Genomic DNA, 14493 nt, shown 5'->3' on the forward strand with positions numbered 1-14493 from the left:
AGCTGCTCCAAAACAGAGGCGGCGCCTGCTGCCCCGCTCTAGAATAAATGACATACTCTGCGGGCTAGTCATCTGAATTCTGGGGTTCTACTTGATCGACGCTGCACTTCTTTCCGTGCCCATCATGGCAGCCTTTGTAGGCTGGATTACCAACTGGCTTGCCATCCAGATGTCTTTCTATCCGGTTCAGTTTGTTGGTGTTGGAGTCATCGGCTGGCAGGGCGTTATTCCCCGCAAAGCGGAGAAAATGGCGCATATCTGTATCGACCGGACCCTTCGGCAATTCGGCGATCTGAATGCCGTCTATCAAAAGCTTGAGCCTCAACGCATTATTGAACAGGTGATCTCCCAGGTAACGCCCAGGCTGGATGAATACATCGATGAAATGATGTACGAAATCCAGCCTGTGCTCTGGGACAACTTGCCCTTGTTTCTGCGCCGACAGATCTATCAGTGGGCCCGGGAGCAGCTACCTGAACGGGTGGAAGATCTTGTTGATGATTTTGGTGACGACCTTGATGAGTTGGTCGATCTCAAAGCATTGTTGAGCAGGGAGCTGAAACAGCATCCTGATCTCATGAATCGCATTTTCAAACAGGCGGGCTCGGTTGAGCTTAGATCGGTCATCAATCGCGGAGCCGTTATTGGCGGGATTCTGGGCTGCTTTCTTGCGCCAGCCTGGTCGGTTTACCCGACACCCTGGCTCTTGCCGGTTGGTGGGTTTGTTATTGGCTTTATCACAAACTGGCTTGCAATCAACCTGATCTTTGCGCCGCTGAAGCCCCGTCGGTTTCTGTTCTGGAAAATTCAGGGGCTGTTTTTGCGGCGCCAGCCGGAAATCAGCGACATCTGGGCGAAGCTGGTTGCAGAAGAGCTGATCACGGTCGAGAAGGTGGCTGATGCCATGATTAACGGTAGTCGGGGCGACCGCACTCGAGCCATTATACAGAAGCACCTGAGGCCTTTGCTGGATAACTCTCTGTTGATGAAGCTCGGTGCTCAGGTAACCGTCGGTATGAGCGGCTATACCGAGTTGAAAAAGGCCATGAATCAGCAGGCATTGCTGGCGACCCACGACGTGTTCAGCGATCCGAACTTTAATAAAGAGCGGGCTCCGGTTGTGGCGGGCGTATTATCCGGGCAAATGAGAGCGCTCCAGCCCGCTGAATTTCAGGACATACTCCGCCCGGCATTTCGCGAGGAGGAGGGGCAACTTATGTTTGTAGGCGGCATATTTGGAGCGCTGGCCGGTGCTATTCAGTTCTTTGCGCTGACTTATCTGCCATTATGATTATGAACGCCGGGGTATCAATAGGAGGGCGTCATGCCTGACTGGGCATTGCTTATAACACAGTTTTTAATAACGGCTGCTGCTGTTCTTCTTGTTCTCTGGGGCTTCTGGGCGCTTGTTGTCCGGCCTTATCTGGATCGCAAGGTGGCAGAGCTTATTGCTGCCTCAGAGGAAATTGAGCCACGTGTGGCGCGCGGCGTTAAGGCGGGTGTTGCCGAAACGCTTCGGGAACTGCCGGAAAGCGCCTGGGACGGCACGGTAAAAGAGTCTACCCGGCAGTTCCTGAAATTTGGTTCCGGGCTGTTCGAGAACGGTCTGAGCAGCTTTCTGGGCAATGCCGCTGATCTGGAGCATAAAAGACAGCAGCGCCGCTCTACCGCTTCGCCTGCGCCCGAAACGCCACCAAAACAATCTACAGAAAACTGACTGCTGCGCATCCCCGATAAAGGATCGTCACAGGCAGTTTGTCGGCCGTGGCAGTCCGGCGATACGGCAGGCTGTTTTTGCCGGAGTACCGGGGAACAACTGCATGAGATAAATACTGTTGCCCTTGTCTTCACCCAAAGCATCTTTCACCGACTTGACGAACAGCCGGTTTGAGGGTGGCGATATTTCATGTTCTTTGTAAAATAAGCGTAGAAACTCGATGATTTCCCAGTGCTTTTCATTGAGTTTAATGTGGTCATCTTCGGCAATGACAGTCGCGACTTCAGGCGTCCAGTCGTGTGCGCTTTCGAGAAAACCCTCATTGTTCCTGTCAGGCATTACGGATTCTGTCATGGGTCACCAGCTGATTACGTTTTGGGCCTGAACCGTCAAATCAACCATGGCAGGGAAGTCCACCAGGATGGCCTCTCCGGCACATTGGCCAAGGCCGCGAGCTACTACATCCGGCGCAAGCGCATAAACGGGAATGCTTGCTTCATGATCCCCTGATGTGGCGATAGCCAATACTGCACTCTCAGTGAGAAGCAGAGCGTCTCCGGGCTTGAGTGCATGCCTGCACTCAGCTGAGCGCGGATGCCCGGGCGCCTTGTTCAGAATGTGAAGGATATGAATGCGTGTCATAACGGGTTCCGGCTCTCTGCTAGTGCATGGTTGGGAATCAACCGGCAAAGGCAGTATGTGAGTATTGATGCAGCAGTTCGGAGCTACTTTCAGACATCGCCACACCTGACACCATATCTTCCAGGGTAAGCCCATAGCTTACGCAGGCTGCTGCGTCTGCGTATATTGCTTCGACGCCGAAAATGGGCGCTGCGGAAAGGTTCTTTTCCACGGACTTTTGTTCTATTTCGCTGGTTTCCTGGGATTTTCGTAACCAGTTAACGCCAGCTCCCATAAACAATAGCGATACGGACTGATCGAACGCCGCCAGGGAAAAAGCCATGTCGAGGGCTTCACGCCCGGTCCAGATTCCGTAAGGAGGCTGATCAATTACAATCAATGTGCTCACGCTCAGCCTCCCGCATGGAAATAAATAACCCGTGACGACGCCATAGTGCCTTCAACCCACTCGCCAAGTCCGGCAATAATAAAAGGCTCCAGGAGGTTGCTGGCCGGCAGCTCATAACGCTTTTGCTCCGCGTCGTTTACCAGTCCACGTCTTAACGCGGAAGCTATACAAGCAAAACCCGGGATAGCATTCTCTGTGAGAAATTTCGCCCATTCAACTGGCCAGTGGGTTTCGTCTGATGGCGGTGCAGAGAGCGCGGAGGCAAGATGGACCCCGTCACCATAGAGAAATATCCGATCCAGTGTATGGCCTGCTGCAAGCGCAGCACGGGCGAATAGCAACGCTGTTTGCGGAGCCTGGGAAGAGTAGGGCGCCCCGGTTATTACCAGCGTGTAGCTTTGCAGAGAGGTAGCAGCCATGGTTGAAGTTCTTGCCTGGGATGAAGTCAGTGTACCAATAGCAAAAACCCCGGCAAAGGCCGGGGTTTTTGCTAACTATGAAGTGCGCAAAGCACTCCGGATACTAATCGTTGGAGAAGGCACCGATTAGATGCAACAGCGCCAGGAACAGGTTGTAGATGTTCAGGTACAAGCCCGTGGTGGCCATGATGTAGTTGGTTTCACCACCGTTCACGATGCGGCTGGTGTCATAGAGGATGAAACCAGACATCAGGAACACGATCGCAGCGCTGATGGCCAAGCTGAGTGCAGTGATCTCAACACCGAACATTGCAGCGACCATGGAGCCCAAAGCCGCAACCAGCACCACAACAAGACCGGCAACCAGCATGCCACGCATGAAGCTGAAGTCTTTTTTGGTGGTCAACACATAGCCGGACAAGGCGAAAAATACCACGCCCGTTCCGCCCAGGGCTTGCATAATGATCTGCCCACCATTGGAGAGCTGCAGGTAGTAAAGCAGGATCGGGCCAAGAGAAAGACCCAGCAAGCCGGTGAAAGCGAACACGACAGCAATGCCTGCAGAGCTATTGGCGGTGCGTGGCAGCACAAACCAGATCAGAGCAAGCGCGCCCAGACTGCATACAAGGCTTGCGCCCTGGCTCAGCCCGAAGGACATGGATACACCAGCCATGACAGCACTGAATACCAGTGTCATTGCAAGCAGGGTGTAAGTGTTGCGCAAAACCTTGGTCGCCGAAGCACTGATCGGGGCGGTAGCAGACCCACGGGCAATCATGCCTTTGCTGTCCTGCTGAACATTGTACTGTCTGTTTTGCATTCTGATCTCCGATTTAATCCAGCTTGTTTGGTTGCTGGCGCCAAGCGCTGAGCCTGATAAACGCCAATTACCTGGAATTACACTCCATGATAATGTCGAATTCTCAACTTTCAATCGTTTACGACACGAAAGTGCTCTCCAGATTCCATTAAATGCAGTTAATGTTTAAAATTGCATCGGGTTTTATGCAGGGCGTTGACAGCACAGGCAAATCCGGTATCATGCACACCGCTGTCGCTAGGCAGTAATGGAAAAACGGTGGGCTGGCAGAGTGGCTTAATGCAGCGGTCTTGAAAACCGCCGTACGTTAGTAGCGTACCCGGGGTTCGAATCCCTGGCCCACCGCCATTATCCCTTTAAAATCAACAAGTTAGGCTAGAGAAAATAAATTAACTATCAACGTGACTATCCACGCTGAAATGGCTAAAACCTGTTCTTTTTGGCTACTATGTAGGCAGATTGAAATCAGAATAGGGATTGTTCAGTGCATCGGTTTACTGTTGAGAATAAACATAAAGGCAAGGTTTACACCGCAGACGCCACAATTGAAAAGGGCATGTTAACGGTAAGCCATCCCACCATAGGGTCTAAATCAGCTTCATGTTCATCCATTGCCAGCGGGAAACCACTTGCTGTTATCCTTCTGGGTGAATTGATTCGTAACCACCAAGGGGGCGGCTGGTGAAACTAACGGGTAACGAAACCTTAGAAGAGTTAAGACAACTGGAAGACGAAACAGCGCGGCAGCTTGCCCATGCAAAACGGGAAGCGGAGGCCTGGAGCTCAGGTAAATACAAAGGCGGATCGAATGCCCAGATGTCCCGGTCTCTGGTCTCCAGTTATGAGCGGCAGCTAGCATCAATTATCGAAAAGATCCGGCACTTAGAAAGCGAACAGTGATCCTATACATCACCACGGCTTCCGGCCACAGACTCACACCACTTTATAAACTCCTCTGAGATCCAATCCGCGTCAAGGCTCAGATAGTCGCAACAATGCCGCAACATTGGCCCGCACCTCACCAGGTCATCGAATGCGGCCTCAAGGACGTAGCTGTTACGGTGGACACCTTGCGCCGATTGGCCCCGCCAGTAATGGCGCGCATCAAAAAGCATCAGCTTCAGAGCTTCAGCCCATAGCCGCCTTTCACCCAAACCGGCATCCCTGCCTTGTAGTTCAGCGTATAGCGCCTCCATCTGGCCCACTGGCCTCAGCCCCAAGAATCCTGGGCCGCCTGCCTTGCCGTCCGCGCCTTTTGTGCTTCAGCGTCGAACCTTGCTCGGACATCTTTTGCGGTCAGTGTGTCGCCAACCCCTAACGCCTCGTCAAAGGTCTGGAACAAAACCTCATCAGCCTTTTGCAGACTACGCTCCAGCTTCAACAAGTCGGGCGTAAGTTGCTGCATGGCCCGCGCTCGCTGATTAGCGATCTGGTCTTTACTAAGCCCGGTTAGTGAAGGGTGGCCATCCAAAACGGCGCTCAAAACTTCGCCGTCTTCATTAGCAATGGCGTTGGCGATAAACTCGGCTTTCTGCTTATCATCCATCCCTCGAACAACCTGCCGAATCTCTGAGCCTGCGCCGTTATCGCTAAACTTGGCGCGCTGCCGGAATTCCGAATCAATCGAACCGATACGGTTTTTAATGTTGGCGCGCGCTCTGTCCATAGCCTGGGCTGATCGTCCCAGATAGGTCTGATACTGGGTGTCCAGATCCGCAAGGTGGGCGGCCTGGGTGTGTGCAGGGTTCTGTGTTTCACGCAAGCCAACCAGCTTTTGAGCGCCATTGGCCATAATAGTGTGTGCGTGTTCAAAGTCCCGCAATGCAGGGTCATCAGCATGTGAACCGGCATCCTTACGGACACTTTGGCCCCACAGCGTAGACGCTAGCCGATCGGTGAGCTTCACCTCTGGCAGCTTTTCGCGCATATCTGTGCGGTTGTTGTCGCGAACGTGAACCGCGCCGTCTTTGAACTGTAAATCAGTGCGTATGGTCATTATTTGAGTACCTTTAGTGAGAGAAAGTTACGGGAATGTGTACGTGTCCGGCATTGCCGGTTAGCGCGTAACGACAAGCATCAGCGCCGTGATCGGGCGCGGACGAATCAACATCTTCAGGGTTGCGGGGATCACGTGGCAGGCTTGGCACCGTCTCCCACCAGATCCGGCAATTACGGGACACATACAGGCCAGGTACGTCAGGCTTACCGGCATCAGCCAGTAACCGGCGCATGGTCTGCCAGCCTGCTAGACGGGAGCCTTTGCGGGCCTTCTCGAAGTAGACACCAGCCTTTCGGAACTCATCGGCAATGCTGCCTTCCTGGCTGCCGGTGCGGTTGAATATTGCATCGTCAGCGACACCACGGGGCGTTACGTTCCAGTGCTGGCACATTGATAGGATGCGGTCTGCCTGATCTGGCACGGTTAAGCCAAGGCCGGTGTTCAGGTCATCCGGGTGTGTAGTGGTTTCCTCGTCCACCAGAATGTAAGAACCACGCGGGTAGTGATAACCGTCCGGGCCTTCAGCACCTGGGCTTTTGGCGACAAGGTAGGTCACGGAAGGGGCAGCCACACCGAAGTCATGGGCCAGATAGAACTCCCAGCGGTCAGTCATTGCCAGCCGTGGGTCATGGTGTGCCAATGTATTCGCCCCGGCCTTCCTGTAACGGTTCGGAAGGTGTGGCCATGGCTCAATCATGTTGCGCTGTTCATCGATAACCGTGCTGAAGTACGCGCCACGCAATACTGACCAATCACCATTTAGCCAAGCGCGGCCTAACTCTGGGTCAGTGGCACAGCTTGCCATTAGGTTCTTTGCGTAACGCTCGCGGTCGATGAACTGATTGTCGCGGTATGTGCTGTTAATGCTCACGAAATCAAAGCCGGTGGCTGCATCGGTGTACGGCTTCCACGGCTCATTGAGAGCATACCGGCGAACTAGCCAGGCATGGCCCACACCGCCAGGGTTAGCCAGGACAATGAACCGTCCAGGCACTCCCGCTGGAGGGCGTAGGGATGAGCGCAGACGGTCAACCAGTGCAGGGCTTGCGAACTGGCCAGCCTCGTCGACGGCGATGTAACTAAATGATTTTCCCTGATACTTGCTAAAATCAGCCTCGCGTTCAAGCTGGTCTAACTGAATGGTCGAGCCATTGGGCAATGTGAACTTATGCTTCTGTGCGTCAAAGCGAAGGGCTGTTCCATAGATGGATGTGAAGTATTGACGGAACTCTGCCTCAAGATCCTGAAGGCCAGGGAATGACTTGCGAACCACCAGGCACCGGGCCTGATCTCCATGTTGTTCACAGTGCCGGAGGAACAATGCTGCCAGCAGGAAGCTCTTTCCACCACCACGACCACCACCTAAGAACAGGTCGATAGACTCCGGCACGGTCATGGCCTGACTCTGCCATTCACTTAGCTGATCTGGGCGCTGTTCAACTGCCATCAGGTAAGCTCACCTGCGCAACACGAACGGCCTTGGCATACTCTGCGGCATCCATAGCAGCGGGTAGGTTAAACACCACGCTTACGCGCTCTGAGTTGCCTTGTGGCTGTTTCTCGCTCATACCGTGCCTTACTGCCAGCAAAGTCTGAGCGGCCTTTGTATCGCCTTCTACGGCCTTGTTATACAGCGCCTTGAGTAACTGGTCACGCTCCACAGCCAGGGCGTTGTCCCAGATAGCTGTCGAGGGCTTATGCTCACCGATAACGCGCCTGAACTCACTCAAGGGCATACCCAGCGCAGTAGCAGCGGCGCTTTCAGACAGCAGGCCAGTGGCGGCCATTGCCTCCAGGTGCGTCTTTGCTCCGCTTGGTAATTTCTCGAACGGCCTAGCCATGCTTTAAACCTCAATAAACCTTGCATAATGTAGGGGCATTGTCTCATAAACTATTGCTAGTGGATAGGTATAAGGGCAGTAATTCAATTAATCAACGTGTAACTAACTGATAATTATGCGGTAGTGTCGGTGGTATGCTCCGCCAAGCTGTAAAAAGTCAGGTTTCGGCATACGGTAAGGAATGGTTTTCAGGGGTATAAGCGGAAGGTTCAATATATCGAATGGCTATAACGGGGCGTTTTGGGCTTCGCTGAGTGAGGACAGCCCAAAAGTGTGCGCTCCTGAAATGATAATGCGGCATCCGATTTTTTATACGTTTTATACAGGGTGTATAAACTCTCAAGCCTTACTCTCGCAAGGGGTACAGGGCTTTTATACGTTTTATACAAAAAGGACACACGCGGGGGGCGTAATTACGCTCCACAAACCGAGGTGTATGTGTGTGTCTGTATAAGTGTCTAAATAACAGTAATAACACCTCTGCATCCCTTGCGCTGCATGGCTTACAGCTTTTAGACAAAAGTGTATAAAAACGTATAAAAACGTATAAAAAAGCCCCGCGATATAGCGAGGCTAACGGGGGCGGGTGGAACTACTGCCGTATAACAATGATTTTTTTGCTGTCGGGTAGGTACTCGGCATCGCCTTGTTCAATCAGCGTTCTGATTACAGCGTTCTGCTCGTTGATGTGGAGCGCCTTATAAGCTCGGCTGCGCGCCTTCAATGTACTGGTATATATGGGATTGCCCTTCTTCAATACCTCCCTGACCTGATCTAATGCCTTTGTGGTTTCATGTGATCCGCTAATGGCTCCAGATTGCTCCACTAGGGAACTTGCGCGGCGGTATAGCCCTAACCGGATTTTATAGGCCAGTTCCACATCATCGGCGCTGATCTCGGTACGCTTGGCAGACAATGCAAACAGCCCCGCCAGCTTCAGGGCTTGCTCACTTAGGCGGCCTCCCATCAAGGCATCAGCAAACTTGATAGGCTCGGCGTGTGTCCGGTCTTGTTCGATGTATTCTTTAAGCCCTCCGGCTGTCATTTTGATGTGGGTAGTGTCTAGCCGTGCGACGAAAGCGGCGGCCTCTATAGCGTCAGGGCTTGCCTTAAAATTCAGCCCTGTATAACGCTTGTCCGGCATTTGTTCGGGTGCCACGTAGATCAACCAGCGGTTGTAAGCGCCCATCTCGGCATCATCGAGGTTCAATGACCTAATTACCGATTCTGCCGTGGTTGTGGCGAACACACTTAAACGCGGATTGTGTACCGTTTCATATTTATTTGTAACGGCGTTGCCTGGGTGGATCTTCCGCAATGCCCTGTTGTATATCTCCATCAGGTAGGCAAGCGCCTGTTGCTTGTGTGAGTCGTTGGAAGCCGCTTTCAGCCACTCGGCAAACTCATCGCTTTGGACGTAAACGGAATGGCTCTTTGCCGCTTCAATAAGGTAGTGCAAACCCTGCTTACTGCTAGGTGCGGCGCTTACAACGTCCGGTATATTTTCCCCTGATACTGTAAAATCAAAATCCAGTTCCGTTATCACGCTGTTGAGCGGGTCGCGTAATTCCTCTTTTCCAAAACCCGTTTTTGCCAACGTCAGATAATACTCGTTAAAGCCCAAACCCCTGCGGCTATCAATCGTAACCTTTGTTTGAGCAAAGGCGGTCAGGGTAGCGATTGCAGCCCATCCAGCCGTATAGCGGCATGGGTACGTCATAGCCCCGTGTATGTACTCCTGAATAGCTCCAAGGCCATCAGGGAGCTGATACAGCTCATCAGGTAGCGGCGGTAAGTTGAACTCTGGCCCGCTGATCTCTGTTTCGGTTTCGGCGCTTGCGGTAAGCCTTGCCAGTTGGTCAGCAGTGAACCGCGATTGCTCGGGCGGGCCTCCTTTCATGCCGTTCTCACGTGCAAAATGAATAAGCGTCCCAATGGTTCGCCCTTCACTGCGCTGTATTGAGTCCCATGTTTTTTGGAACTTGGCGTCATCGTGCTTCGGTGCCTGGGTGCTCCACTGGTATGCGTCAGCATGGCCCGCATCGCCTAGCTCATGCTTTACAGCCGATACGATATTAAACCAGTGGTTGTAACCCTCATCATTGTTCGGAATCCACTTGAGCAAGTCCGGCACCTTATGCCCATCTCCTCCCGCTTGTGGCGCTGTTCCCGTTTTGGGCTTGGCTTTGGGCCTAGGCACCAAACAATGACGCTCTGCAATCTCATCAAAGGCCCACAAAATTTCCTCTATGTCGTCAGCGGTAAGCTCCACCAGATCAGCCGGGCATACTTCCGACAATGTTTTGCTGTCGTCACCGTCAAAATCATTCCATTGATACGGTTGGCCAGTGTCAGGGTGGATCTGGTAGGCAACGAATTGTTGCCCTTTTCCCAGAATCTCAATCTGATTTTTCACCTCGCGGCGGGTGTCGACTTTGCCATCTTCCGCAATCGGGAAGACTTCGGGCGATAGCTGTTTACTTTGTGGCGCTCTCGTTTTGTACGGAATCAGAAATTTAGGCGCGTTACCCACTCTTATCAGCTTTTCGCCGGTACGCTTTGCCAGCAGTGGCCGGATGAAAGCCAGCAGGTCAGCAGCCATCCCCGGATGTGGTGTATCAACATCAAGCCCCTGAGTGCTCCATTCATCGGGCGCGGGCATTCCGCAAATAATGCCGATACCAGTACCGGCCCGCCATTCATCAGCGCGGCGCGGGTTGTTCTGCCAGTTTTTAGCGTCAGCGCCAGCGGGGTATTTTTGGTTATGAGCAAGGAAGCAGCACGGGTAATTGGTCAGCAGCTTATTGGCTGATTTCTGACCAATAATGCTATACTGAGCTTGCCCGCTTTGGAATGTGTCCCCTTGCTGCCCGGCAGGGGACGTTCTTTGTAGATCATCCATTATTCGCCCCTCCGTTTTGCAGCCTTCCGGTCTTTCTTCTGTTGCTTTCGTTCAAGTGCTGCGAAGATACGGCGCATCTTCCGCCTGCTAGGCAATCCACCATGCCCACCATCGGCTCGGGCGGATCGGACGTTATGACAAAGTGCCTCTTTTTGGCTGATTGGCTGCCTCATACCGCGCCCCCCTCATCCGTAAACTTAAAGAGGTCAACCACAGCAATGCAGCGGCAACCAGATATCTCCTGAACAGGTAACGATCCGTTGCTTATGGCGTCAGTTATGACGGAAGCCGGTACACCCACCACTTCAGCTACGCGGGACAGGGCGATATATTCCGTTTTTGTGGAATGATTATAGAATTTTCCTGGAGTGCGGCTCATGCTGTCGCCTCCTGTTCAACTTCCCAGGCTTCAATGTCTGAGAGCTTCCACCTTGTGGAGCCGTTGATCTTAATGGGGGCAGGTAGTTTGCCATCCCTAACCCAGCGCCAAGGGGTGACGCGGTGGATGGAATACCGGTTGGCTAAGTCTTTATCTGAGAGGAAAAGCGTTTTCAGGTCTTTAGTTGCGTTGGTCATGTCGGAACCTCTCGCAACCAATGCCGCATAAAAAAATGACGGGGACACCGGCTGCGAATCAATTTAATGATTTCCGCATAGCCGATGAACACCCGTCACCTTTACGAGTTACCCCGGTTTTCTGCCCTGGCACCGGCTCCTGCCGGAGAGTTTAAACATTGAACGCCTGCCAATGCCTAACCCTGAAACCTACTCTCACTCAAGCTGCAATTTGTAGTAGCGTTATGTAGCTACTAATTGAATGCTACATCATGCGCCTGTTATAACGCAAGCGTTTTATATAACACGAATATCAATTCCCCCCACCAATAGATACAACCTTGCCGCCTTCCTCTCTAGCCTTGCCGTGGTAGCAGTATTGTTCCCAGTCGCCCATTAGCTGGCGGCGCTTGTCTAGTAGCTCTGAGCGGGCGTAGGCGGCGCGTGTGGCGTCACTGTTAACGTGGGCAAGGGCAAGTTCCGATACCTCATCAGCGTAGGCTGTGCGCTCTCTAGCCCAATCCTTGAACGTGGAGCGGAAGCCGTGCGCGGTTACGGGTTGATCCATGCGTTTCAGTAGCGCAGAAAGAAAGTTATTGGACGGTATATCACCCTTCGGGCCGGCAAATAGCAGGGCATCAGGTGCGCCAGGCTCCATGCTGTTTATCAGATCCATGGCGGCATCAGTTAGCGGCACTTTGTGTGCCTTGCCTGACTTCATGCGGTCGGCTGGCACTGTCCACACCTTGGCCTGTAGGTCGATCTCCTGCCAGGTTATGCCCGGCTTACCTATACGCTTATCTCCAATGACTTCATTTGTCCGGCTGGCGGTCAGAATCAGGAACTCCATTGCTCGGGAAGCTGTCCCGGTACGCTTTTGCAGATCCGTCATAAATCCGGGCAGGGCATCCACAGATAGCGCGGCATGGTGGCCTTTCTTTTTGATCTTCTCCGGTGAGGGGTAAACCTCATCTAGGTAGCCTTGCCACTTGGCCGGGTTCTCGTTGGAGCGGTAGCCATGCACAGCAGACCATCCCAATATGTTTTCCATACGGGCGCGAACTCGGTTTGCCGTTTCGGTTTTCGTCTGCCAGATCGGATCCAGTACGGCCTTAATGTGGGGTAACTCAATATCACGCACCGGAACTTTGCCGATATGGGGCAGGGCGTAGGTAGTGAGGCTGTTTGTCCATTGCTGTTCCTGGCGTGGGTTCCTGAACTCCGTGGATTTCATCTTGATATAGTCGGCCATTGCATCAGCAAAGGTCATGGTGCTGAGTTTAGCCGCCAGCAGATCCCGGCGTTTTGTCTGCCGTTCCTCCACTGGGTCGATACCATCAGCGATCTTGTCGCGTGTTTCTCTGGCCTTGTCCCTAGCCTGGGCTAAGGTCACATCAGGGAAGCCACCCAAGCCAATAGAGCGGCGCTTGGTGCCGATACGGGTACGATATATCCACGACTTTGCGCCGGTCGGTGTGACTTGCAGCAGCAGGCCAGCAACGCCACCCACTGAGTGAAGGGCGGGATATTCTTTGCCGGTTGTCTTACTGACTGAATAGGTTAAACGCCTGACTTCGGTGGCGCTCAATTCCCTAGTTTTAATGGGCATGCTGTCGTCTCCTGAGGGGTTAGAATCCGGGCTAGGGATTTCTAACTAGCAGGGTTTGTCCTGCCATCCTAACTATCCAAAATGATATTATTGGAGACTAAAGCATGCAACAACATATTACAAGGTTGATAGGCACAGACTAGGCGGGGCAAGGGTTGTTTCTTAAAAATGGCATTGTTATCAGTAGCTTATAAGTCGTTTTGGTGGCCTGGCCCACCGCCATTTTTCCATAAAATCAATATCTTATTTCTTTCTTTGACGACCTCCCTTAATAACAAATACCCTCAATTGACCGGTTCTCTGGGTTGACCAGGTTGACTGGTATTTCATGTTCACGGATTTCTACAATAGACTCGGTCATAACATGCCCACTCAGCTATGGCTCTATGTCGGCATGTGCCTATCTCAGTATAATCGACGTTGTTGAGATGGGCAGAGCAAAACATTATCTCCTGGATGACCGCTATGACAACGACCGTATTGATCTATTACGACTTCCGCATGCTCGGTCACAATCCACACGGCTGGGATCCTGACCATCCCGAATGGACAGATGACGTCAAGGCGATGATTGAGCTGCAATATCCCAACAGTAACCTGGACACCTATAGCCATCCGGAACGTCCGGAGCGCCTGACAGCCATCGTCGATCGGCTGCTTCTCGAACCCGTCGACGGCGTGCGCTGGATGCTGCCGACTCCGGCCAGCGCCACCCAGCTCGAGAGGTCGCATGACGCGGCCTATGTGGCCCATATCGAATCGCTGGACGGTCAATCCGGCTGGCTGTCCAAGGACACGACCGCCGTATCTCCGGGCAGCGTGACAGCGGCCCGCCTGGCAGCCGGCTCCGGGATCAGCGCGATCGAAGTTATCGCCGCCGGTGAAGCCCGGCGCGCGTTCTGTATCGTGCGCCCGCCGGGCCACCATGCCCCGGCTGACCGTGCCCGGGGGTTTTGTCTGTATAACAATCTGGCGGTCGCCGCGGCGCATGCACGCAAAGCGCTTGGCTTCGACCGCGTCATGATATGGGACTGGGACATGCATCACGGCAACGGCACCCAGGCCATTTTCTATGACGACCCCAGCGTGCTGGTGGTCGATAGCCACTGCGCGGCACCGTTCTATCCGGGCTCCGGCCTGTTGGCTGAAACCGGATCTGGAGCGGGCATCGGTTACCATCTCAACGTGCCACTGCCCACGGGTTTTGGCAACGCCGCGCTAGTGGAAGTGTTCGAGCAGGTGGTGCGCCCGGCGGCGCGCGCATTCCAGCCCGAACTTCTGCTTATATCCACTGGCTTCGACTGTCACTACCTCGACATGGTCTGCGCTATGGACGAGACCGGCTATGCCGCCGTCACCCAGCGTATGAGCGCCCTGGCCGACGAGCTTTGTGATGGCCGCCTGGTAATGATGCTGGAAGGCGGCTACAACGCGAAGGCATTGGCCGACAGCGCCTATGCGGTGGTTGAGGCGCTCGCCGGGAAACCAGTGGGCGCGCTTAACGTCCTGGCGGAGGACCCCGGATGTGCGGCCGCGTCCGATGCTGCGGCGTTCCATGCCAAATCTATCGCCGCGATGGCCAAAACCTCTAGCTGAACAGA

General features: G+C 53.5%; 17 protein-coding genes and 1 tRNA gene. 5 read left to right on the plus strand and 13 right to left on the minus strand.

All coding sequences use genetic code 11. The features are described 5' to 3' along the window. Positions 1-91 precede the first annotated feature (91 nt). Both BUA49_RS11055 and BUA49_RS11060 read left to right on the plus strand, forming a co-directional pair. Positions 92-1291 carry a hypothetical protein gene (locus tag BUA49_RS11055; RefSeq protein ID WP_217650406.1) on the plus strand — a complete coding sequence of 400 codons (1200 nt, stop codon included), beginning with the start codon at positions 92-94 and terminating at the stop codon, positions 1289-1291. A 33-nt stretch (positions 1292-1324) separates the two neighbouring features. Next, positions 1325-1717: a hypothetical protein gene (locus BUA49_RS11060; RefSeq protein ID WP_072797360.1), complete on the plus strand. Its 393-nt coding sequence runs from the start codon at positions 1325-1327 to the stop codon at positions 1715-1717. 27 nt (positions 1718-1744) lie between these two features. Here BUA49_RS11060 and BUA49_RS11065 read toward each other — a convergent pair whose 3' ends face one another. The 5 genes from BUA49_RS11065 to BUA49_RS11085 all read right to left on the minus strand — a co-directional run bounded on the left by BUA49_RS11065 (position 1745) and on the right by BUA49_RS11085 (position 3986). Beyond that, positions 1745-2071, minus strand: coding sequence for a TusE/DsrC/DsvC family sulfur relay protein (locus BUA49_RS11065; protein ID WP_072797361.1), 327 nt, complete (start codon positions 2069-2071; stop codon positions 1745-1747). Positions 2072-2074: 3 nt separating this feature from the next. After that, a complete protein-coding gene (tusB, locus tag BUA49_RS11070; RefSeq protein ID WP_072797362.1) occupies positions 2075-2359 on the minus strand; it encodes a sulfurtransferase complex subunit TusB in 285 nt (94 codons plus the stop codon). A 37-nt stretch (positions 2360-2396) separates the two neighbouring features. Beyond that, positions 2397-2747 (minus strand): DsrE family protein, encoded by a 351-nt coding sequence (locus BUA49_RS11075; protein WP_072797363.1) that lies wholly within the window; start codon positions 2745-2747, stop codon positions 2397-2399. A 2-nt stretch (positions 2748-2749) separates the two neighbouring features. Continuing rightward, positions 2750-3166 carry a sulfurtransferase complex subunit TusD gene (gene tusD, locus BUA49_RS11080; protein ID WP_072797364.1) on the minus strand — a complete coding sequence of 139 codons (417 nt, stop codon included), beginning with the start codon at positions 3164-3166 and terminating at the stop codon, positions 2750-2752. Positions 3167-3269: 103 nt separating this feature from the next. Continuing rightward, positions 3270-3986 carry a Bax inhibitor-1/YccA family protein gene (locus BUA49_RS11085; RefSeq protein ID WP_072797365.1) on the minus strand — a complete coding sequence of 239 codons (717 nt, stop codon included), beginning with the start codon at positions 3984-3986 and terminating at the stop codon, positions 3270-3272. Between the two features lie 257 nt (positions 3987-4243). Between BUA49_RS11085 and BUA49_RS11090 the strand changes: the two genes are divergently transcribed. Both BUA49_RS11090 and BUA49_RS11095 read left to right on the plus strand, forming a co-directional pair. Next, positions 4244-4334: transfer RNA gene (locus BUA49_RS11090), tRNA-Ser, on the plus strand. 333 nt (positions 4335-4667) lie between these two features. Then, complete coding sequence (locus BUA49_RS11095) at positions 4668-4886, plus strand: hypothetical protein (protein ID WP_072797366.1); 219 nt, start codon at positions 4668-4670, stop codon at positions 4884-4886. A gap of 2 nt (positions 4887-4888) precedes the next feature. Here the strand turns inward: BUA49_RS11095 and BUA49_RS11100 are convergent, their stop codons facing one another. The 8 genes from BUA49_RS11100 to BUA49_RS11135 form a co-directional block, all read right to left on the minus strand. Then, positions 4889-5206 (minus strand): hypothetical protein, encoded by a 318-nt coding sequence (locus BUA49_RS11100; RefSeq protein ID WP_139248762.1) that lies wholly within the window; start codon positions 5204-5206, stop codon positions 4889-4891. After that, on the minus strand, positions 5197-5982 hold the full coding sequence (locus tag BUA49_RS11105) for a hypothetical protein (protein ID WP_072797370.1): 786 nt from the start codon (positions 5980-5982) through the stop codon (positions 5197-5199). Before BUA49_RS11105 ends, BUA49_RS11100 begins: the two co-directional genes overlap by 10 nt. 13 nt (positions 5983-5995) lie before the next feature. Next, a complete protein-coding gene (locus BUA49_RS11110) occupies positions 5996-7432 on the minus strand; it encodes a phage terminase large subunit (protein WP_072797372.1) in 1437 nt (478 codons plus the stop codon). Further along, positions 7422-7826, minus strand: coding sequence for a hypothetical protein (locus BUA49_RS11115; RefSeq protein WP_139248763.1), 405 nt, complete (start codon positions 7824-7826; stop codon positions 7422-7424). The genes BUA49_RS11110 and BUA49_RS11115 overlap by 11 nt, the downstream gene beginning before the upstream one ends. A 592-nt stretch (positions 7827-8418) precedes the next feature. Beyond that, positions 8419-10728 (minus strand): PriCT-2 domain-containing protein, encoded by a 2310-nt coding sequence (locus BUA49_RS11120; protein ID WP_072797376.1) that lies wholly within the window; start codon positions 10726-10728, stop codon positions 8419-8421. A gap of 169 nt (positions 10729-10897) precedes the next feature. Further along, on the minus strand, positions 10898-11107 hold the full coding sequence (locus BUA49_RS11125) for a hypothetical protein (protein WP_072797378.1): 210 nt from the start codon (positions 11105-11107) through the stop codon (positions 10898-10900). Continuing rightward, positions 11104-11304, minus strand: coding sequence for a helix-turn-helix transcriptional regulator (locus BUA49_RS11130; RefSeq protein ID WP_072797379.1), 201 nt, complete (start codon positions 11302-11304; stop codon positions 11104-11106). Before BUA49_RS11130 ends, BUA49_RS11125 begins: the two co-directional genes overlap by 4 nt. A gap of 292 nt (positions 11305-11596) precedes the next feature. Continuing rightward, positions 11597-12892 carry a tyrosine-type recombinase/integrase gene (locus BUA49_RS11135; RefSeq protein WP_072797380.1) on the minus strand — a complete coding sequence of 432 codons (1296 nt, stop codon included), beginning with the start codon at positions 12890-12892 and terminating at the stop codon, positions 11597-11599. Between the two features lie 465 nt (positions 12893-13357). Here BUA49_RS11135 and BUA49_RS11140 point away from each other — a divergent pair, with 465 nt between their 5' ends. Further along, on the plus strand, positions 13358-14488 hold the full coding sequence (locus tag BUA49_RS11140; protein ID WP_175547568.1) for a histone deacetylase family protein: 1131 nt from the start codon (positions 13358-13360) through the stop codon (positions 14486-14488). Positions 14489-14493: the final 5 nt, after the last annotated feature.

Source organism: Marinobacter antarcticus (assembly GCF_900142385.1).
In the GTDB taxonomy this organism is placed as follows: Bacteria; Pseudomonadota; Gammaproteobacteria; order Pseudomonadales; family Oleiphilaceae; genus Marinobacter; species Marinobacter antarcticus.